Raw genomic sequence first — 19,916 nt, 5'->3', positions numbered from 1 at the left:
CATGGCCGGCGGGTGATCCGCTGCGGATTGCTTCAATTGAGAATTGCTCTCATCTAGAATGCCCGCCATGGAGTTCCCGATGCAAGAACATGCCGTGTTGCTGCGGGCCTATGCCCGCGTTCAGGAGCGCTGCTCGCGCCTGCTGGTCGAGCAGGCAGCCCTGGTCGAAAAGCTCGAAGCGCAGATCGTGCGGCTGCGCGGCGCGCTGGTGGCGCGGGATTCGGCCATCGCCATCGTGCGCGAGGAGCTCGCGGCGCGAGCCTCCGCGGGCGGTGCGCTGCCGAAGCGGCTGCATGCGCTGCTTATGCCGGGCAGCAAGCGCCACCTGAAGCCGTCGGGGGCACCTGCGCCGGCCGATCTGCGCGAGAAGGCGGTGCTGTGCGTGGGGCAGGGCGACGAGGCGCCGGCCTCGCTCGCGCGCCAACTGGTGGAGATCGCCGGTGGCCGCTACCTGCATCACGACGGCGGCGACGAGGCGGACGACGCCGCGCTCGAAGCCAGCCTGCGCGCGGCCGATCTCGTGATCTGCCAGACCGGGTGCGTGAGCCACGGCGCCTACTGGCGCGTGCAGGACCACTGCCGGCGCACCGGCAAGCCCTGCGTGCTGGTGGGCGAACCCCAGCCGATGATGTTCGTGCGCCACCCCGTGGCGGCAGGAGAAAACGGTTAGCCGCCCAGCCAGCCCGTCACTTTGCCGGCATCGTGCGAGAACAGCCGCCAGGTGGTCACCCCGGTCGGCAGCGCCAGCGGTAGCCTGATCAGCTTGCGGTCGCGCGCCACGATGGCGGTGCACTTCGTGGCATCGCCCAGGTAGAGCGCCAGGTCGTCGAGCTTGGCGATGCGCCAGGCCTGCGCCGGTCGCTGCTGGCCCTTTCTGCCGGATGCGGGCAGCTCGATGCCGATCCACTCGTCGTTGGCAGAGAAGCCGGCCTTCTCGGCGGCGCCGCCGCGCAGCACCACCTTCAGCTGCACACCGCCGTTGGCTTCGGCCACGCGCAGGCCCAGCGCCTGCGCCGGCTGAGACGGGTCTTCGAGCGTGGCCACGCCGTGCGAGCGCAGCAGCAGCGAGAGCGGGAGCTCTTCCGTCGAATGCACCCAGCGCGCCAGTTCCGGCCTGTACGAGCGGCCGCCCACCGCTTCGAGCGCGGCTGCGATGTCTTCCTCGCTGATCGGCCCGCCCTCGCTGTGCTTCCACAGGTGGCGCATCACGTCGTCGAGCGTGCCCTTGCCTTCGTGGCGCAGCGTGAGATCGAGGCACAGCGCCACCAGCGCGCCCTTGGTGTAGTAGCTCACCGTGCTGTTGGGCGTCTGCTCGTCCTGGCGGTAGTACTTGACCCAGGCGTCGAAGCTCGCGTCGGCCACCGGCTGCACCAGCCGGCCCGGCGTCTGCATGACCTGGTTGATCGTCTTGTTAAGCAGCCGCAGGTAGCCCGCGTCGTCGATGCGCCCGGCGCGGCGCAGCAGCAGGTCGTCGTAGTAGCTGGTGAAGCCTTCGAAGAACCACAGCAGCTGTGTGTAGTTCTCCTGGCTGTAGTCGTAGCGCGCGAACTCCGCCGGCCGCATGCGCTTGACGTTCCAGGTGTGGAAGTACTCGTGGCTGACGAGCCCCAGCAGCGTGGTGTAGCCATCGGGCTGCTTCTTCTTCTCGCCCAGTTGCGGCAGGTCGCGCCGGTTGCAGATCAGCGCGGTGGAATGGCGATGCTCGAGCCCGCCATAGCCCTCGTCGACCACGTTGAGCATGAACACGTAGCGGTCGATCGGCGGCTTCGCACCGCCGCGCTTGCCGACCTTGTCGCCGTGCCAGAAGCGCATCTCGGCTTCGCAGATGGCCTTGGTGTCGGCGATGAGCCTGTCGCCGTCGAACGAGGCGGCCGCGCCGGCCACCACGAAGCGGTGCGGCACGCCGCAGGCTTCGAAGTCGGCGCTCCAGAAGGCGCCCATTTCCACCGGGCTGTCGGCCAGTTCGTCATAGCCCGAGGCGATGTAGCTGCCGAAGCCGTGCTTGTCGGCCTTCAGCGGCACGAGCGCGGTGGCGCACGACCAGCGCGGGCTGTCGCCATCGACATGCGCGGGCGCGACGATCTCCATCGCGTGCGGCGATTCGGTCTGTCCCTCGACGCGCAGGCACACGCTGGTGCCGTTGAAGAAGCCGCGCTCGGCGTCGAGCCAGGCGGTGCGCACCGAGTTGTCGTACGCGCAGACCTGGTAGTTCAGCACCAGCGGCTGCCCGGGTGTGCATTCGACCAGCCAGCTGCATTTGTCGAGTTGCGTCAGCACCGGCTTGCGGCGGCCCTGCGTGGCGCGCAGGCCCTGCAGGTTCTTCGCGAATTCGCGCACCAGGTAGCTGCCAGGAATCCATACCGGCAGCGACACGCGCTGCTGCGCGGCGGGCGTGTCGATGGTGAGTGTGACCCCGAACAGATGCGCGTGCGGGTCGGCGCATTCGACGCGGTAGTGCACGCCTGCCGCGTGCTGCGCTGGGGCTTTCGTCGCCATCAGCTGGACGACGCGGTGAGTTGCTTCTCGACCTGCTCCGCGGGAATGGCACCCGGCGTGCGCGTGCCGTCGCTGAAGATCAGCGTGGGCGTGCCGGTGATGTTGTACTTGCGGCCGAAGTCGACGTTGCGCTGCAGCGCGGTCACGTCGCAGCTCGAGGGCGCGGTGGCCGGGCGGGTGCTCGACTCCATCCAGTCGCTCCAGGCCTTGCCCTTGTCCTTGCTGCACCAGATGTCGCGCGACTTGACGTTCGAGTCGGGGCCGAGCACGGGGTACAGGAACAGGTACACGGTGACGTTGTCGACAGTCTTCATGTCCTTCTCGAAGCGCTTGCAGTAGCCGCAGTTGGGGTCTTCGAACACCGCGAGCTTGCGCTTGCCGTTGCCGCGCACGATCTTGATCGAGTCCTTCAGCGGCAGCTGGTCGAAGGCGACGGCGCTGAGCTTCTCGACGCGCTCCTCGGTGAGGTTCTTGCGCGCCTTCACGTCGATCAGGTTGCCCTGGAAGAGGTAGTTGCCCTGCTCGTCGGTGTAGAAGATCTGCGAGCCGTTCACGCGCACTTCGTACACACCCGGGATCGGCGACTTCGACACCTCGTCGATGGCCGGGAACTGCGGAATGCGCGAAGGCAGGTTCTTGCGGATCTCGGCCTCGCCTGCGGTGGCGGCCACGACCGCGCCGAGCGTGCAGGCGGCGAGAAGAAGGTTGCGTACGAGTGTCATCGGAAGTCCGTTTGTTCGGTCGGGATTCAGTCGAAGGGTAGGGCCTCAGGCCTTCAGGCCCATGGCCTGCGCGGTGATCCAGTGCTTGACGAGGCGCGTGCGGTCGAAACCGCGCATGCCCCAGTTGCGCAAGGCCTGCAGCGGGCCCAGGTCGTGCGCGAAGAGCTGCTGCAGCCCGTCGGTCGCCAGGCTCATCTGCAGCACGTCGGTGCGGCGGGCGCGCTCGTAGCGGCGCAGCAGCCGAGCATCGCCCACGCTGCGCCAGTAGTCGCGGTTCTTGATCACGCCGGCCAGCTCGGCGGCGTCGGCCAGTCCCAGGTTCAGGCCCTGGCCGGCGAGCGGGTGCACCGTGTGCGCGGCGTCGCCCGCCAGCGCCCACGAGCGGTTCGGCTGGCCGGGCATGGCACCGGTCCAGCGGTCGGCGATGGCGCGGGCCAGCGGCCAGGCGGCGCGCTCGCTGGTGAGCCGGAGCGCGCCGAGCGCGTTGTGGCTGGCCTCGGTGACCGCGACGGCGAACTCTTCGTCGCCCTGCGCGAGCAGGCCCGGCGCGCGCAGCTGGTCGGTCGACCACACCAGCGCGACCGTCCTGCCGTGCGTGCCGTCCAGCGGCAGCAGCGCGAGCACCTCGCCCTTGTCGTTGAACCACTGGCGCGCGATGCCGTCGTGCGACTGCGCTGCTTCCAGCCGGGCCGCGATGGCGTGCTGCGGATAGCGAGTGACCTCGTAGCTCACGCCGAGGGCCTCGCGCGTGGTGCTGGCCTTGCCCTCGCACACCACGGTCAGCGGCGCGGCCACGGGCTCGGCCACGACTTCGATCTGGGGCTGGAAGCGCACAGCGTCGGCCAGCTGCTTTTCGAGCGCGGGCACGTCGACGATCCAGGCCAGTGCATCGACCTTCTGGCGCGCGGCGCTGAACTGCACCCGGCCGCCTTCGTCGCCATGCACCAGCATTTCGCGCACGGCCGTAGCGTGGGCCGCATCGGGCCAGGCGCGCAGCGATTCGAGCAGCGCGCGGGAGGCGGTATTGAGCGCGTAGGCGCGGATGTCTTCCTTGCCCTGCGCGGCCGGCGGCACCACCAGCGCGACGCGCACGCGCTCGCGTGCGAGCAGCAGGGCCAGCGTACGGCCGACGATGCCGGCGCCGCGAATGCAAACTTCTGGGGGGAGAGCCATCGAAGGATTGTAGGAGTTGCCCGTCCGGCGCGGACCCGGGGTCTTTTCCCGGTGGCCCACGGTCTTGCCGCCGCTGCGATACGGGACAATCGCGGCCGAATTCCAAGGAAACCCCACCGTGTCCGCTTCCCAGCCCGCCTTCGATCTCCAGGCCACCATCTCGCGCCTGTTCGTCTACCCAGTGAAATCCTGCGCCGGCGTCGAGCTTCCCGAAATGCTGCTGACCGAGACGGGGCTGGAGTTCGACCGCGCCTGGATGGTGGTCGACGCGCAGGGCGAGTTCGTCACCCAGCGGCAGCTGCCGCGCATGGCGCTGATCAAGCCGCAGATGAAGCACACCGAAGTGGTGCTGCGCGCGCCCGGCATGCTGGCGCTGCACCTGGCCTTCGACCGGGTAGAGAAGCCGGTGCGGGTGCGCGTGTGGAAGGACGAAGTCGCCGCCTACGACATGGGCGACATCGCCGCGCAATGGTTCAGCGATTTCCTCTCGGAGCCCGGCAAGCCGCAGACCTTGCGCCTGGTGCGCTTCGACCCCGAGCACAGGCGCCTGTCGAGCATGAAGTGGACCGACGGCGTGGAGGCGCAGACGCAGTTCGCCGACGGCTACGCGCTGCTGGTGGCGAGCGAAGGCTCGCTCGCCGAGCTCAACGACCGTCTCGCGGCGCAGGGCCATGGCGCCGTGGGCATCGAGCGCTTCCGCCCGAACATCGTGCTCGCCGGCATCGAGTCGCACGACGAGGACCGCGTCGACGCGCTGCACATCACGACCGGCGAGGGCGAGGCCGAGCTGCGGCCCGTCAAGCCCTGCACGCGCTGCCCGATTCCCGACATCGACCCGGCCACTGCGCTGAGCAGCCCCGAGGTCGGCAACACGCTGCGCACCTACCGCGCCGACGCGCGCGTGGATGGCGGCATCACCTTCGGCATGAACTGCATCGTGATCCAGGGCGTGGAGCACACGCTCAAGGTGGGGCAGGTGGTGGGCGCGAACTACAAGTTCGAATGAAAGTCGGCGCCCGGTTGGCGCCTCAGAACTTCACCCCTGCGATCAGGATGATGTTGGCGTAGGGCGTGCATTCGCCCGTGCGCACCATCGCGCGTGCCTTGGCGGTGCGGCGCTTGAATTCTTCGTGCGACACCGCCTGGGGCTCGATGCCCAGCGACTGCGGATACCAGCCGGGCAGCTTCTTCGCATCGCCGAGCGCCTCGTCGGCAATCACGATGGCTTCCACCTGCATCTCCGACAGCACCGCCTGCAGCACCTCGTCGAGCTGCGGCACGCCGCGCGCCACCGCAAGGTCGATGCGGCGCGGGCCGTCGGGAATGGGCAGGCCGGCGTCGCCGAGCACGAGCATGTCGCCGTGGCCCAGCGAGGCGATCACGTGGGAGAGTTCGGCGTGCAGCAGGGCGGTGCGTTTCAAAGCTTGATCCAGTCGGGGGGCATGGGGCTGCGCAGCACGGCCTCGCGCTGCGGAATGGAAGGCTGGGCGCCCGGCTGCTGGATGCACAGCGCCGCGGCGCGGATTCCGAGACGTACGGCCTCGTCGAAGCCCTGGCCTTCGCCCAGCGCGACGGCGAGCGCGCCCAGGAAGGTGTCGCCGGCCGCCGTCGTGTCGACCGCCTGCACCTGCGGCGCGGGATGGTGGCGCGCGCCGTCGGCATCGACGGCCACCGCGCCGCGCGAGCCCAGCGTGACGACCACGCGCGCGATGCCCTTGGCACGCAGTGCCTGGCCCGCATGCGCGGCCTCCTCGGGGCTGTCGGCGGATTGGCCGCACAGCGTCTGTGCCTCGATCTCGTTGACCACCAGCGTGTCGATCTTCGGCCACAGAGGCTCGGCGATGGCCTGCACGGGCGAGGGGTTCAGCAGTACCTTGCAGCCGGCCTCGTGCGCCACCGCGATGGCGCGGGCGACCTGATCGAGCGGCGTCTCGAACTGCGCCACCAGGAAGGCGGCGCCCTGCACCTGCTGCTTCAGCGCGGCCTCGTCGGCCTCCAGCCGGGCGTTGGCGCCGGGGATCATCACAATGCGGTTCTGCCCGCTGTCTTCCACCAGGATCAGCGCGGTGCCGGTGGGCTCGCCCGCAACGGTGCGCAGGGAAGCGGTGTCGATGCCGTCGCGCTCCAGCGAATCGCGCAGCGCCTTGCCATGCGCGTCGTCGCCGACGCAGCCGATCATGCGCACGCTGCCGCCCTGGCGCGCGCAGCTCACCGCCTGATTGGCGCCCTTGCCGCCGGGAATGTCGGCGATCGAATGGCCCAGCAGGGTCTCGCCCGCGGCCGGCGCGTGCGGTACGCGCACGACCAGGTCCATGTTGAGGCTGCCGAACACCACGATGCGCGGTGCCGCGGCACGGCCATCGGTGCTGCTGCTAGAAGAAGGCTTCAGGCTCACGAGGTGCGGGACTTTCGGGGTTGCTGGGAGGGCGTTTCGGCGGCAGCCGGCGCGGGAGCGGGGGCTTCGCGGAAGCTCGCGTGGCGCGCAGTGGAGGCGCGCACGCACAGCTCGGGCTGCAGCACCACCTTGCGCGCGTCGCGGCGCTTGCCGCCCACGCGCTCCAGCAGCATGTCGACCGCCAGCGCGCCGATGCGCTCCTTGGGTTGCGCCACGGTGGTGAGCGCGGGGCTGGTGTAGGCAGAGAGTTCGATGTCGTCGAAGCCGACGATCGAGAGCTCGTCGGGCACGCGCACGCCGCTCTCGTGCGCCGCGCGCAATGCGCCGATGGCCATCAGGTCGTTGCAGACGAACACGGCCGAGGGCTTCTGCTCGGTGCGCAGGATGGCGTGCATCGCCTCGTAGCCGCCCTGGCTGGTGAAGCCGCCGCGCCACAGCAGCGAGTCGGTGCTGGCGATGCCGGGCGCGGCGCCGGCTTCGGCCAGCGCCATGCGCCAGCCTTCGATGCGCTGCTCGCTGGGCATCACGCCCACCGGCCCGCCGATGCAGGCGATGCGCTTGTGGCCCAGCGACAGCAGGTGCCGCACGGCGAGCAGGCCGCCCTGCATGTGGGCGGTCTCGACCAGGTCGCACACGGGGTTGGCGATCTCGCGGTCGACCAGCACGGTCGGCACGCGCAGGCCATTGAGCTGCTTCGCCAGGTCGTTGTCGCCGCTCTCGCCGGTCGACACCACGATCAGCCCGTCGATGCGGCGCTCGGCCAGCACCTGCAGGTACACGCTCTGGCGGCGGGGCTCGTCGTCGGTGTTGCACAGCACCAGCGTGTAGCCGGCGCCGAAGCAGCGGTCTTCCACGATGCGCACGATCTCGGCGAAGTAGGGGTTGGAGCTGTTGGGAATGAGCATGCCCAGCGTCGAGGTGGTGTTGCTCTTGAGGCTGCGCGCCATCGCGTTGGGCACGTAGCCCAGCTCGCGGATGGCGAGCTCCACCCGCTCGCGCACCTTGGCGCTCACGTGGCGCGTGTCGTTGACCACATGCGAGACGGTGGTGACCGACACCTCCGCCTTCAGCGCGACGTCCTTGATGGTGGCCATGGTTCTATTCCTCTTGCTGGATGGGCGGCGGCGATCAGGCCAGCCGGCGTTCCGCGCGGCGCTGGCGCAGCGTGTCGATGATCACCGCCACCACGATCACCGCGCCGGTGATGATCCGCTTGCTCGGCTCGCTGGCACCCACCTGCGCGAGGCCGGCTTCCAGCACCGCGATGATCAGCACGCCGAAGAAGGTGTTGACGACCGAGCCGCGCCCGCCCATCAGGCTGGTGCCGCCGATGACCACGGCCGCGATCACCTGCAGCTCGATGCCCACGCCCGCGTTCGGGTCGGCTGCTTCGAGGCGGGCCGACTGCATCAGGCCCGCGAGGCCGGCCAGCAGCCCGGTGACGGCGAACACGATGATGCGGATGGGCCGCGGATCGACGCCCGCCAGCCGCATCGCCTCTTCGTTGGTGCCGATGCCCACCACGTGGCGGCCGAACACGGTGCGCGTGAGCACCAGCTGCCCGATGACCACCAGCACCACCGCCAGCACGAAGGCGGCGGAGATGCCCCCGATCCACGGAGCGGCCAGGCCCGAGATGGCGTCGCCCACGTACTGCGTGCGCGAATCGGTCACGAGGTAGGCGCCGCCGCGCACCGCCTCCAGCATGCCCAGCGAGACGATGAAGCTCGGCAGCCGCCAGGCCACCGACACCGCGCCGGTGACCGTGCCGCAGACCAGGCCCGTGGCCAGGCCGAGCGCAGCGGCCAGCGGCACCGAGAGCTTCCATTCGAGGATGGCGGCGGCCGTGACGGCCGCGCTGAGTGCCAGCACCGAGCCCACCGACAGGTCGATGCCCGCGATGATCAGCACGAAGGTCATGCCGACCGCCATCACGGCCAGCGCGGGAATCTCGTTGGCGATGGAGACGAAGGTCTCGCGCGTCAGGAAGTATTCGCTGAGCGAACCGAAGAGGGCGATCATGCCCACGAGCACGACCGTGAGGCCCAGGTAGGTGCCGAGCTGGCCCTTCAGCGCGGAGGGCGCGGGCGGCGTGTTGGATGTCGTAGAGGCGGCGTTCATGGTGTGTCGGCGGTGACCGGGATCGGATCGGAAACGGGGGATACCGTCGGCGGATTGGCTGCTGCTGCGTGTCCTGTCGCGTCGCTGAATGCCGCGGCCAGCAGCGATTGTTCGGTCCATTCTCCGCGCTCGAACACCGCGACCAGGCGCCCGGCGCTCATCACGCCGATGCGGTCGCACATGGCCATGAGTTCGCGCAGGTCGCTGGACACCATCAGCAGCGCCTTGCCGGCGTCGGTCATGCGGTCGAGTTCGGCGTAGAGGTCGGCGCGCGCGCCCACGTCCACGCCGCGCGTGGGTTCGTCCAGCAGCAGCACCTTGCATTCGCGGTGCAGCCAGCGCGCGAAAACCACCTTCTGCTGGTTGCCGCCGCTGAGCGTGGAAACCGGCTGCTCGATGCTGCGCGAGCGGATGCGAAGCAGTTCCACCAGCTTGCGCGCGATGCCGCGTTCCTTGGCGCCGCGCAGCCACCCGGCGTGCGAGATCGCGCCCAGGTCGCTCAGCGTGGCGTTGACGCGGATCGACTGCGGCAGCAGCAGGCCCTGCGACTTGCGGTCTTCGGTGACCAGGCCGATGCCCGCGCGGATCGCCTGCATCGGCGAGCGCCAGCCCTTGCGGACGTGGTGCGTGGCTTGCCCGTCGGCATGCAGCGTGATCTCGCCGCGGTCGGCGCGGTCTGCTCCGAACAGCAGGCGCACCAGCTCGGTCCGGCCCGAGCCGACCAGGCCGGCCAGGCCCATGACTTCGCCCGCGCGCAGGTCGATGTCGACGTCGCGAACGACCTGCGCCCGGCCGATGCCGCGCGCGCTCAGCAGCACCGGGCCCGCCACGCGGCGGTCGCGACCCTCGTGCTCGTGCACCGCACGGCCCACCATGCGCTGCACCAGTTCGGATTCGCGCACGCCGGCCATGGCGCGCACATCCACCAGCCGGCCGTCGCGCAGCACTGCCACGCGGTCGGCGATGCGCTGAAGCTCCTCGAGGCGGTGCGACACGTAGACGATGGCCACGCCGCGCGCCTTCAGCAGGTCGATCTGCTCAAAGAGATGCGAGGTCTCGCGCGGCGTGAGCATGGCGGTGGGCTCGTCGAGCACCAGCACGCGCGTGTCGTCCTGCAGGTTGCGCGCGATCTCCACCATCTGCTGCTGGCCGATGCCCAGCCGCGCCACGGGCGTGGCCGGGTCGATGTTCTGCATGCCGATCTTGGCGAGCTGGCGCGCGGCCAGCTCGTGCAGCCTGGCCTTGCGTATCCAGCCGGTCTTGTTGGGCAGGCGGTCGAGCAGCAGGTTCTCGGCCACCGACAGCGTGGTGACGAGGCCGAGCTCCTGCATGACCATGCGCACGCCCAGGCGCTCCGCGTCGCGACGCGAGGTGGGCGCGAAGGGCTTGCCGTCGAGCAGCATCCGGCCGCGCGTGGGCTGCACCAGGCCGCAGACGATCTTCGACAGCGTGCTCTTGCCCGCGCCGTTCTCGCCCGTGAGGGCCAGCACTTCGCCGGGGTTGAGCACGAGCGAGACGTCGTCCAGCACCGGCGCCGCATAGTCCTTGCCCATGGCGCTCAGGGAGAGCACGGGCGCGCCGGGATCGTTATCAGCCATCGATGGCAACCTTATTCATTCAAGAAACACCGAGGAACCGGCTTGGCCGGGCCTCAGGTGTTGCCCCCGGTAGGGGGTAGGCGAAGCGACACGAAGTGCGCGAAGCCTGGGGGCGAGCAACATTTACTTGGAGTCTTTGGTGACCAGGACCACGTCGGTCTTCACCTCGGCGGGCATGTCGGCCTGCTTCTTGCCCTCGGCCAGCGCCTTCAGCGCGGTCTCGATGCCGAACACGGCCTGCTTGGCGGCGAACTGGTCGGCGGTGGCGAGCACGCGGCCGTCCTTGAGCATCGGCTTGATGGCGCCGATGTTGTCGTAGCCGACCACCAGCACCTTGCCAGTCTTGCCGGCGGCCTTGACGGCAGCCACGGCGCCCAGCGCCATGCTGTCGTTGCCCGCGAGCAGCGCCTTCAGGTCGGGGTGCTCGCGCAACATGCCGGCGGCCACGGTGTTGCCCTTGTCGATTTCCCACTGGCCCGACTGCACGCCCACCACCGTCACGCCGGCGGCCTTCATCGCGTCCTGGTAGCCCAGCGTGCGCTGCTGCGCATTGAAGGTGGTCGACACGCCTTCGATGATGCCGACCTTGTCGCCCGCCTTCAGCTCCTTGGCGAGCGCGTCGCCCACAAGCTTGGCGCCGGCGCGGTTGTCGGGGCCGACGAAGGGAACCTGGATGCCCTTTTCCTTGAGCGCGGCGGCGTCGAACTGGTTGTCGATGTTGACCACCAGGATGCCCTTGTCGATGGCGGCCTTCACCGCGGGCACCAGCGCCTTCGAATCGGCCGGCGCGATGACCAGCGCGTTGATCTTCTGCGCCACCATCTGCTCGACCATCTTGATCTGCGCGGCGGTGTCGGTTTCGTCCTTGATGCCATTGGCCACCAGCGTGTACTTCGAGGCGTTGGCCTTCTGGTGCGCCTTGGCGCCGTCTTCCATGGTGCGGAAGAACTCATTGGCGAGCGACTTCATGACCAGCGCGACCTTGGGCTTGTCCTGCGCGAAGGCGGGCGTTCCGGCCATGGCGCCCAGCAGCGTCAGTGCGGCAGCGCTTTGCAGGGTACGGCGGGTGAACTTCATGGTGGATGTCTCCTGGGATAGGTTGATCGGAACGGGTGCGCCGGTCTTTGCCGGGGCGCCGATGTTAACTGAGGGAAACGTTTGCGCAAACGTTTGCCGATTGGGTCTTACCCTGATGCATCCGCGGGCTCGAATGCTGTTCGAAGACCTGTCCGACGGGCGCCAAACCATGCTCGCCTAAAATTCGCGGTTATCCAAGAGGACCTCCCATGAGTTTGCAATGCGGCATCGTCGGCCTGCCCAACGTCGGTAAATCCACTCTTTTCAATGCGCTGACCAAGGCCGGCATCGCGGCGGAGAACTATCCCTTCTGCACCATCGAACCCAACGTGGGCGTGGTGGAAGTGCCCGATCCGCGCCTCGACCAGCTCGCCGAGATCGTCAAGCCCGAGCGCGTGGTTCCCGCCATCGTCGAATTCGTCGACATCGCCGGCCTGGTGGCCGGCGCCAGCACCGGCGAAGGCCTGGGCAACAAGTTCCTGGCCCACATCCGCGAGACCGATGCCACCGTCAATGTGGTGCGCTGCTTCGATGACGACAACGTCGTCCACGTGGCCGGCAAGGTCGACCCGATCTCCGACATCGAAGTCATCCAGACCGAGCTGTGCCTGGCCGACCTCGCCACCGTCGAGAAGGCGCTGGCCCGCCACACCAAGGTGGCCCGCTCGGGCGACAAGGACGCGCAGAAGCTGGTCGGCCTGCTCGAGCGCTGCCAGGCCGCGCTGAACGAGAACACGCCGGTGCGCGCGCTCGAGTTCACCAAGGAAGAGCGCCCGCTGGTCAAGAGCTTCACGCTGATCACCGCCAAGCCCGCGATGTTCGTGGGCAACGTGTCGGAAGACGGCTTCGAGAACAACCCGTACCTCGACCGCCTGCGCGAATACGCCGCCAAGCAGGGCGCGCCCGTGGTCGCCATCTGCGCCAAGATCGAAGCCGACCTGGCCGAGATGGACGACGAGGACAAGAAGATGTTCCTCGCCGAGATCGGCCAGGAAGAGCCGGGCCTGAACCGCCTGATCCGCGCGGCCTTCAAGCTGCTGGGCCTGCAGACTTACTTCACCGCCGGCGTGAAGGAAGTGCGCGCCTGGACCATCCACATCGGCGACACCGGCCCGCAGGCGGCAGGCGTGATCCACGGCGACTTCGAGAAGGGCTACATCCGCGCCCAGACCATCGCCTTCGAGGACTACATCGCCTACAAGGGCGAGCAGGGCGCGAAGGACGCGGGGAAGATGCGCTCGGAAGGCAAGGAATACGTCGTGAAGGATGGCGACGTGATGAACTTCCTGTTCAGCTCCTGATTCCCGCCGGGTGAATGGCCCCCTCTGATGAGCCGTCCCAAGATCGTCATCATTGCGGGCCCCAATGGCGCGGGCAAGACCACTTTCGCCCGCGCCTTCCTTCCGCAGGAGGCGCAGGTTTCGCGCTTCATCAATGCTCAATGCGGACTTGATCGCAGCCGGGCTGTCTCCTTTCGCGCCGGAAGCAGAAGCGATCAAGGCCGGTCGGCTGATGCTCGAAGAAATTGCGGAATGCGTCCGTCGCCGGGAAAGTTTCGCCTTCGAGACCACCTTGTCGGGGCTGGGCTATCTGCGTCACATCGGCGCCTGGAGAGCCCTGGGCTATCACGTGAGTCTTTTCTTCCTGGCGCTGTCGACGGCAGAATTTGCGATCGCGCGCGTGGCGGAGCGTGTGCGCCAGGGTGGCCATCACATTCCTGAAGACGTGATTCGCCGTCGCTTCGTGTCGGGGCGCAGGAATTTCGACGACAGCTACCGCGGAGCGGTCGATGCCTGGGCTCTGTACGACAACGCCGGCGAAGAGCCGGCACTCATCGAATGGGGAGAAGCACCATGACCAATGAGCAACTGGCACAAGCTAAGGACAAGGATCTTGCGGCTTCGCTGATTGCGATCCGGCGCGCTGCGCGGGCGGCGCGGGAAGCCGCAGTGCGCACCAACACCGCCATCGTGGTGCAGCGAGACCAGAAGCCGGTCCGTGTCACGGCCGACGAGTTGCGCAAAGCCGGCGTGAAGTGAATCGACGGCGCGGGGTTGTTGGATAGACTCCGCGCGCCCTGTCTTCTTCCAGGCCCCGCCCCATGCTCACCGTCCACCACCTCAACAACTCCCGCTCGCAGCGCGTGCTCTGGCTGCTCGAAGAGCTGGAGCTGCCCTACGAGATCGTGCATTACCAGCGCGATCCGCGGACCATGTTGGCGCCCGCTTCGCTGCGGGCCGTTCATCCGCTGGGGAAGTCACCGGTTGTCACGACGGATGACGGACTGACGCTCGCGGAGTCGGGCGCGATCATCGAGACGGTGATCGAGCGCTACGGCAACGGTCGCCTTGCGCCCGCCGCGGGTTCGGCGGAGGCGGTGCGCTATCGCTACTGGCTGCATTTCGCGGAGGGCACGGCGATGTCGCCGCTGCTGATGAAGCTGATCTTCGACCGCATCGAGACGAGCAGGATGCCTTTCTTCGCGCGGCCGGTGGCCAAGGCGATCGCGGCGAAGACGAAGTCGGCGTTCATCCATCCGAACATCGCCAACCATCTGAACTACATGGAAGCCGAGCTCGGCAAGAGCGAGTGGTTCGCCGGCGATGCGTTCACGGGCGCGGACATCCAGATGAGCTTCGTGGTCGAGGCCGCGCAGGCGCGTGGGGGGCTCGATGCGAAGCGGCCGAAGCTGATGGCGTACCTTGAGCGCATCCACTCGCGTCCTGCGTACAAGCGCGCGCTGGAGCGCGGCGGGCCCTACGAGCTGCTGAACTGAGCCGAGGCGGCGGCTTCAGGATGGAAAGACGTACAGCAGCGCGACCGTCATCGTGACGTAGCGCAGGAATTTCCCGATCGCCATATAGGCCACGCATGGCCAGAACGGCAGCTTGAGCCAGCCCGCCACCGCGCACAGCGGGTCGCCCACCAGCGGCAGCCAGCTCAGCAGGCAGGCCTTCGGGCCGAGCTTCTCGAGCCAGCCCAGAACGCGCACATGATGTTTCGAGTGCGAGTATTTGTCGGCCACCTTGTGCGCGCCGTAGCCCATCCACCAGTCGACCGCGCCACCCAGCGTGTTGCCCACTGTCGCGACCGCGATGGCGGGCCAGAACATGTCGGGGTTGAGCTTGAGCAGGCCGAAGAGAAATGGCTCGGAGCCCACCGGCAGAAGCGTCGCCGAGACGAAGGCCGCAACGAACAGCGTGGAGAGGCCGACCTGCGGCAGCGCCAGCAGGGCAAGGAGGGAGTCGAGCCAGGCTTGCATAGGGTCGGCGCAGTATAGGCAGCGCCCGCGCCGCAACCGCGTGGGAGAAAGCCCCGGCGCGCACCGGTATTTGTACGGGGTACCGAGGCGCAAATCGTTTCAGTCGCTGAAATGCGGCGTGGCTACAATCGTGCCTCATTTTTCAGCAGCCGAACGCGCACGCTCCCCTTCCAAATGACCTTGCAGATCGGCAACCACACGCTGGAAAACCGCCTGTTCGTCGCGCCCATGGCCGGCGTGACGGACCGGCCCTTCCGCATGCTGTGCCGCGAGCTCGGCGCGGGCTACGCGGTCAGCGAGATGGTCACCTCGCGCAAGGAACTCTGGGGTTCGCTCAAGACCTCTCGGCGCGCCAACCACGACGGCGAGCCGGGCCCCATCGCGGTGCAGATCGCCGGCACCGACGCGGCCATGATGGCGGAGGCCACGGTCTACAACATCGAGCGCGGCGCGCAGATCATCGACATCAACATGGGCTGCCCGGCCAAGAAGGTCTGCAACAAGTGGGCGGGCTCTGCGCTGATGCGCGACGAGCCGCTGGCGCTGGAGATCGTGCAGGCCGTGGTCGACGCCGCGCAGCCCTTCGGCGTGCCTGTCACGCTCAAGATGCGCACCGGCTGGAGCCTGGAGCACCGCAACGCGGTGAAGCTGGCGCGAGACTTCGAATCCGCCGGCGTGCAGATGCTCACCGTGCACGGGCGCACGCGCGAGCAGGGCTACAAGGGCTTCGCCGAGTACGACACCATCGCCGCCGTGAAGGCCGCGGTGCGCGTGCCGGTGGTGGCCAACGGCGATATCAATTCACCCGAGAAGGCGCGCGACGTGCTCGCGGCCACCGGCGCCGACGCGGTGATGGTCGGCCGGGCCGCGCAGGGCCGGCCGTGGATCTTCCGCGAGATCGCGCACTTCCTCGAAACCGGCACGCACCGCGCGCCGCCGCTGGTGGTGGAAGTGCGCCGCTTGCTGCTCGACCATCTGGTGGAGCACTATGCGCTCTACGGCGACTACAGCGGTGTGCGCACGGCGCGCAAGCACATCGGCTGGTACGTGCGCACGCTGCCCGACGGCGAGGCGTTTCGCGCGCGCATGAACACCATCGAGGACTGTGCCGAGCAGCTGCGCGCGGTCGGCGACTATTTCGACGGGCTGGCGGACCACATGGACCGCATGCCCGTGCAACGCCCGGCGGACGCAGACGCGCCGGGCGAAGAAGAGGAGGCGGCCTGCGCCGTCCATTGAGAGAGGAAAAGAAGAAGCAATGAGCAAGAAACACATCGAGGACTGCGTGCGCACCAGTCTGGACAGCTACTTTCGCGATCTGCGCGGCACCGAACCCGACGGCATGTACGAGATGCTCGTGCGCGTGGTCGAAAAACCCCTGCTCGATGTCGTGATGACGCGCGCCGAGGGCAATCAGTCGAAGGCCGCGCAATGGCTGGGCCTGAACCGCAACACGCTTCGCAAGAAGCTGGTCGAACACAAACTCTTGAAATAACCCCACGGCATATCCAATGGCCCAGACAGCACTCATCTCCGTTTCCGACAAGACCGGCATTCTCGAATTCGCACAGGCGCTGCATGCGCTGGGCATCAAGCTGCTGTCCACCGGCGGCACCGCCAAGCTGCTCGCCGATGCGGGCCTGCCCGTCACCGAGGTGGCCGACCACACCGGCTTTCCCGAAATGCTCGACGGCCGCGTGAAGACGCTGCACCCGAAGATCCATGGCGGCCTGCTGGCGCGCCGCGACCTGCCCGCGCACGTCGCCGCCATCGAGGAACACGGCATCGACACCATCGACCTGCTGGTGGTCAACCTGTATCCGTTCGAGGCCACCGTGGCCAAGCCCGGCTGCACGCTGGAAGACGCGATCGAGAACATCGACATCGGCGGCCCGGCCATGGTGCGCAGCGCGGCCAAGAACTGGAAGGACGTGGGCGTGCTCACCGACTCCTCGCAGTACGCCGTGGCGCTGGCCGAGCTGAAGGCGAACGGCAAGCTCAGCGACAAGACCAAGTTCGCGTTCTCGGTGGCCGCGTTCAACCGCATCGCCGACTACGACGGCGCGATCAGCGATTACCTCTCGGCCATCGACTTCGACGCCAGCATCGGCCAGCCCGCGCCGAAGCGCTCGCTCTTCCCGGCGCAGAGCAACGGCCGCTTCGTGAAGGTGCAGGACCTGCGCTACGGCGAGAACCCGCACCAGCAGGCCGCGTTCTATCGCGACCTGCATCCGGCGCCCGGCTCGCTGGTGTCGGCGAAGCAGCTGCAGGGCAAGGAGCTGAGCTACAACAACATCGCCGATGCCGACGCGGCATGGGAATGCGTGAAGAGCTTCGACGTGCCCGCCTGCGTGATCGTGAAGCACGCCAACCCCTGCGGCGTCGCCATCGGCAAGGACGCAGCCGAGGCCTATTCCAAGGCCTTCAAGACCGACCCGACCTCGGCCTTCGGCGGCATCATCGCCTTCAACCGCCCGGTGGACGGCGCGACCGCGCAGGAGATCGCCAAGCAGTTCGTCGAAGTGCTGATGGCGCCCGGCTACACGCCCGAGGCGCTCGAGGTGTTCCAGGCCACCAAGGCCAAGCTCAACGTGCGTGTGCTGGAAATCGCACTGCCCAAGGGTGGCACGACCGACTGGGACAACGGCCGCAACGCCATGGACGTCAAGCGCGTCGGCTCGGGCCTGCTAATCCAGACGGCCGACAACCACGAGCTCGCCGCCAGCGACCTCAAGGTGGTCAGCAAGAAGCAGCCGACGCCGCAGCAGCTGCAGGACCTGCTCTTCGCATGGAAGGTCGCCAAGTACGTGAAGAGCAACGCGATCGTGTTCTGCGCCAACGGCATGACCATGGGCGTGGGCGCGGGCCAGATGAGCCGCCTCGATTCGGCGCGCATCGCCAGCATCAAGGCCGAGCATGCCGGCCTCTCGCTGAAGGACACGGCCGTGGCCAGCGACGCCTTCTTCCCGTTCCGTGACGGCCTCGACGTGGTGGTCGATGCGGGTGCGAGCTGCGTGATCCAGCCGGGCGGCTCGATGCGCGACCAGGAAGTCATCGACGCCGCCGACGAGCGCGGCGTGGTGATGGTGCTGTCGGGCGTGCGCCACTTCCGTCACTGACGGGGAAGGCGCGGCCTCCACGAAAAAAGCCGGCAGCGTGCCGGCTTTTTCATTGGGCGGCGGCGGTTCAGTTGCCGCTACTCGTGGTTGCCGAAGCGGTACTTCAGCTGAAAGGTGACGGCGCCGTACAGCCGGTTCTTGATCGTCGGCACGTAGGCGATGTTCAGGCCCCAGTTCTTGCCTTCGATGGCCGCCACCGGAAGGATGGCGGGGAACCAGTTGCCGTTGCGGTAGTTGGGGTAGCCGTCGAAGCCGCCCACCACCGCACCGAACTTCACGCCGTAGAACTCGAAGGGCAGCGCATACAGCCCGACGTAGTTCGACTGCCTGCGGTCGCTGTTGCGGAAGGTGCCCGCCGTGACGCGGAAGGTGTCGTTCAGAGGGTACTCGAAGCCCAGCCCCTGGTTGACGTTCTCCAGGCCCTTGCCGCTGTCGAAGTGGGCCGAATAGAAGCCGGGGTTGATCCAGATGTTCTTCGGATCGAAGGACGAGTCCTGCGCCGCTGCGAAGCCGGGAATGAGAAGAGCGATGCTCAAGGCCGGCAGCGTGCGCAGGAAGTTCATGATGGCTAGGGTGTCCTGAAGATTTGTCGTGCGGCTTCGATGGTGGCGGCGATGTCGTCGTCGCTGTGTGCTGCGCTCACGAAACCTGCTTCGTAAAGCGCGGGCGCAATATACACGCCGCGATCCAGCAGACCGTGAAACAACGCATTGAACTTCGCGTTGTCGGTTGTCATCACGGTGGCATAGTTCTGCGGCAGGTCCTTCATCAGGAAGAAGCCGAACATGCCGCCTTCGCTGTCGGCGCTGAAGGGCTGGCCTTCGACTGCGGCGGCGGCCTTGAGCCCTTCGACCAGCGAGCGCGTCTTCTTGCCGAGCGCTTCGTAGAAACCGGGTTTCGCGATTTCCTTCAGCGTGGCGAGCCCGCAGGCCGTGGCCACCGGGTTGCCCGACAGCGTGCCGGCCTGGTAGACCGGCCCCAGCGGCGCGAGCTGTTCCATGATCGCGCGCGGGCCGCCGAAGGCCGCGAGCGGCATGCCGCCGCCGATGACCTTGCCGAGCACCGTGAGGTCGGGCTTGATGCCCAGCACCCCCTGCGCGCCGTGCAGGCCCACGCGGAAGCCCGTCATCACCTCGTCGAAGACCAGCAGGGCGCCGTGCTGCGTGCAGAGCTCGCGGCAGCGGCGGGCGAACTCGGGCGTGGCGCGCACGAAGTTCATGTTGCCGGCGATCGCCTCGATCATCAGGCAGGCAATGTCCTTGCCGTGCAGCGCGAAGGCTTCTTCCAACTGCTGCAGGTTGTTGTATTCGAGCACGATGGTGTGCTGCACCACCTCGGGCGGCACGCCGGCGGAGGTGGGATTGCCGAAGGTGGCGAGGCCGGAGCCGGCCTTCACGAGCAGCGCATCGGCATGGCCGTGGTAGCAGCCCTCGAACTTGACGATGCTCTTGCGGCCGGTGGCGCCGCGCGCCAGGCGCAGGGCGCTCATGGCGGCCTCGGTGCCGGAACTGACCAGCCGCACCATCTCCATCGACGGCACCAGCGCGAGGATGGCCTCGGCCAGTTCGACCTCGCGCTCGGTCGGCGCGCCGTAGGAGAAGCCTTCGAGCACGGCCTTCTGCACGGCCTCGACCACGGCGGGGTGGCCGTGGCCCAGGATCATCGGGCCCCAGGAGCCGATGTAGTCGATGTAGCGCTTGTCGTTGGCGTCCCAGAAATAGGCGCCCTGGGCGCGCTGGACGAAGCGGGGCGTGCCGCCCACGGCCTTGAAGGCGCGCACGGGCGAGTTCACGCCGCCGGGAATCACGGCGCGGGCGCGCTCGAAAAGAATGTCGTTGCGATCGGTACTTGGCATCGGGACTCAGCAGAGGTTTTCAGTGGGGGCCGCCGCGCACGGCCGCCCCGGTAGGGGCGAAGCGACACGGAGTGCGCGCAGCCTTGGGGGCGAGCAAC

At 68.0% G+C, this 19,916-nt stretch carries 20 protein-coding genes and 1 pseudogene; 9 read left to right on the top strand and 12 right to left on the bottom strand.

All coding sequences use genetic code 11. The annotated features are described in order from the left end of the window. Window positions 1–79: 79 nt before the first annotated feature. Window positions 80–670 carry a DUF2325 domain-containing protein gene (locus EJP67_RS21010; protein WP_240650733.1) on the top strand — a complete coding sequence of 197 codons (591 nt, stop codon included), beginning with the start codon at window positions 80–82 and terminating at the stop codon, window positions 668–670. Here the strand turns inward: EJP67_RS21010 and EJP67_RS21005 are convergent. Genes EJP67_RS21005 through EJP67_RS20995 form a run of 3 tightly spaced genes read right to left on the bottom strand, consistent with a single transcriptional unit; the run spans window position 667 to window position 4,391 of the window. After that, entirely contained in the window at window positions 667–2,496 is a 1,830-nt protein-coding gene (locus EJP67_RS21005; protein WP_126023645.1) for a M61 family metallopeptidase, read from the bottom strand. The genes EJP67_RS21010 and EJP67_RS21005 overlap by 4 nt on opposite strands. After that, window positions 2,496–3,218 carry a DsbC family protein gene (locus EJP67_RS21000; protein WP_126023644.1) on the bottom strand — a complete coding sequence of 241 codons (723 nt, stop codon included), beginning with the start codon at window positions 3,216–3,218 and terminating at the stop codon, window positions 2,496–2,498. The genes EJP67_RS21005 and EJP67_RS21000 overlap by 1 nt, the downstream gene beginning before the upstream one ends. Window positions 3,219–3,263: 45 nt before the next feature. After that, a complete protein-coding gene (locus EJP67_RS20995) occupies window positions 3,264–4,391 on the bottom strand; it encodes an FAD-dependent monooxygenase (RefSeq protein WP_126023643.1) in 1,128 nt (375 codons plus the stop codon). Window positions 4,392–4,509: 118 nt separating this feature from the next. On the opposite strand from EJP67_RS20995, the gene EJP67_RS20990 reads away from it, so the two are divergent. Continuing rightward, window positions 4,510–5,397, top strand: coding sequence for an MOSC domain-containing protein (locus EJP67_RS20990; RefSeq protein ID WP_126023642.1), 888 nt, complete (start codon window positions 4,510–4,512; stop codon window positions 5,395–5,397). Between the two features lie 22 nt (window positions 5,398–5,419). Here the strand turns inward: EJP67_RS20990 and rbsD are convergent, their stop codons facing one another. The 6 genes from rbsD to EJP67_RS20960 form a co-directional block, all read right to left on the bottom strand. Continuing rightward, the gene (gene rbsD / locus EJP67_RS20985; RefSeq protein ID WP_126023641.1) at window positions 5,420–5,812 is read right to left on the bottom strand and encodes a D-ribose pyranase; all 393 of its coding nucleotides are present in this window, start codon (window positions 5,810–5,812) and stop codon (window positions 5,420–5,422) included. Next, window positions 5,809–6,786, bottom strand: a complete 978-nt coding sequence (rbsK, locus tag EJP67_RS20980) for a ribokinase (RefSeq protein WP_126023640.1) — start codon at window positions 6,784–6,786, stop codon at window positions 5,809–5,811. Before rbsK ends, rbsD begins: the two co-directional genes overlap by 4 nt. After that, window positions 6,783–7,880 carry a LacI family DNA-binding transcriptional regulator gene (locus EJP67_RS20975; protein ID WP_126023639.1) on the bottom strand — a complete coding sequence of 366 codons (1,098 nt, stop codon included), beginning with the start codon at window positions 7,878–7,880 and terminating at the stop codon, window positions 6,783–6,785. The genes rbsK and EJP67_RS20975 overlap by 4 nt, the downstream gene beginning before the upstream one ends. A gap of 34 nt (window positions 7,881–7,914) precedes the next feature. Then, entirely contained in the window at window positions 7,915–8,907 is a 993-nt protein-coding gene (locus EJP67_RS20970; RefSeq protein ID WP_126023638.1) for an ABC transporter permease, read from the bottom strand. After that, window positions 8,904–10,505, bottom strand: a complete 1,602-nt coding sequence (locus EJP67_RS20965; RefSeq protein ID WP_126023637.1) for a sugar ABC transporter ATP-binding protein — start codon at window positions 10,503–10,505, stop codon at window positions 8,904–8,906. The genes EJP67_RS20970 and EJP67_RS20965 overlap by 4 nt, the downstream gene beginning before the upstream one ends. A 123-nt stretch (window positions 10,506–10,628) precedes the next feature. Next, window positions 10,629–11,582, bottom strand: a complete 954-nt coding sequence (locus tag EJP67_RS20960) for a sugar ABC transporter substrate-binding protein (RefSeq protein WP_126023636.1) — start codon at window positions 11,580–11,582, stop codon at window positions 10,629–10,631. A gap of 209 nt (window positions 11,583–11,791) precedes the next feature. On the opposite strand from EJP67_RS20960, the gene ychF reads away from it, so the two are divergent. The 4 genes and pseudogenes from ychF (at window position 11,792) to EJP67_RS20940 (ending at window position 14,358) form a co-directional block, all read left to right on the top strand. After that, entirely contained in the window at window positions 11,792–12,883 is a 1,092-nt protein-coding gene (ychF, locus tag EJP67_RS20955) for a redox-regulated ATPase YchF (protein ID WP_126023635.1), read from the top strand. Window positions 12,884–12,910: 27 nt separating this feature from the next. Further along, a pseudogene (locus EJP67_RS20950) lies at window positions 12,911–13,439 on the top strand (ATPase). After that, the gene (locus EJP67_RS20945) at window positions 13,436–13,621 is read left to right on the top strand and encodes a hypothetical protein (protein ID WP_126023634.1); all 186 of its coding nucleotides are present in this window, start codon (window positions 13,436–13,438) and stop codon (window positions 13,619–13,621) included. The pseudogene EJP67_RS20950 and the gene EJP67_RS20945 overlap by 4 nt, the downstream one beginning before the upstream one ends. A gap of 62 nt (window positions 13,622–13,683) precedes the next feature. Then, window positions 13,684–14,358, top strand: a complete 675-nt coding sequence (locus EJP67_RS20940) for a glutathione S-transferase (RefSeq protein WP_126023633.1) — start codon at window positions 13,684–13,686, stop codon at window positions 14,356–14,358. A gap of 15 nt (window positions 14,359–14,373) precedes the next feature. Here the strand turns inward: EJP67_RS20940 and EJP67_RS20935 are convergent, their stop codons facing one another. Beyond that, window positions 14,374–14,844 carry a YqaA family protein gene (locus tag EJP67_RS20935; protein WP_126023632.1) on the bottom strand — a complete coding sequence of 157 codons (471 nt, stop codon included), beginning with the start codon at window positions 14,842–14,844 and terminating at the stop codon, window positions 14,374–14,376. Window positions 14,845–15,018: 174 nt separating this feature from the next. Between EJP67_RS20935 and dusB the strand changes: the two genes are divergently transcribed. From dusB to purH, 3 genes are read left to right on the top strand one after another with little or no spacing between them, the layout of a single operon-like run. Then, a complete protein-coding gene (gene dusB, locus EJP67_RS20930; protein WP_126023631.1) occupies window positions 15,019–16,083 on the top strand; it encodes a tRNA dihydrouridine synthase DusB in 1,065 nt (354 codons plus the stop codon). Between the two features lie 19 nt (window positions 16,084–16,102). After that, the gene (locus EJP67_RS20925) at window positions 16,103–16,339 is read left to right on the top strand and encodes a Fis family transcriptional regulator (protein ID WP_007838304.1); all 237 of its coding nucleotides are present in this window, start codon (window positions 16,103–16,105) and stop codon (window positions 16,337–16,339) included. Between the two features lie 16 nt (window positions 16,340–16,355). Beyond that, the gene (purH, locus tag EJP67_RS20920; RefSeq protein ID WP_126023630.1) at window positions 16,356–17,963 is read left to right on the top strand and encodes a bifunctional phosphoribosylaminoimidazolecarboxamide formyltransferase/IMP cyclohydrolase; all 1,608 of its coding nucleotides are present in this window, start codon (window positions 16,356–16,358) and stop codon (window positions 17,961–17,963) included. Window positions 17,964–18,040: 77 nt separating this feature from the next. On the opposite strand, the gene EJP67_RS20915 is transcribed toward purH, so the two are convergent. Continuing rightward, complete coding sequence (locus tag EJP67_RS20915) at window positions 18,041–18,526, bottom strand: hypothetical protein (RefSeq protein WP_126023629.1); 486 nt, start codon at window positions 18,524–18,526, stop codon at window positions 18,041–18,043. A 5-nt stretch (window positions 18,527–18,531) separates the two neighbouring features. Beyond that, window positions 18,532–19,818, bottom strand: a complete 1,287-nt coding sequence (hemL, locus tag EJP67_RS20910; RefSeq protein WP_126023628.1) for a glutamate-1-semialdehyde 2,1-aminomutase — start codon at window positions 19,816–19,818, stop codon at window positions 18,532–18,534. Window positions 19,819–19,916 lie beyond the last annotated feature (98 nt).

The organism is Variovorax guangxiensis (genome assembly GCF_003952165.1).
Lineage (GTDB): Bacteria > Pseudomonadota > Gammaproteobacteria > Burkholderiales > Burkholderiaceae_C > Variovorax > Variovorax guangxiensis.
Note: the sequence above shows the minus strand (reverse complement) of the source record. Positions and strands in the feature narration are given on the sequence as shown.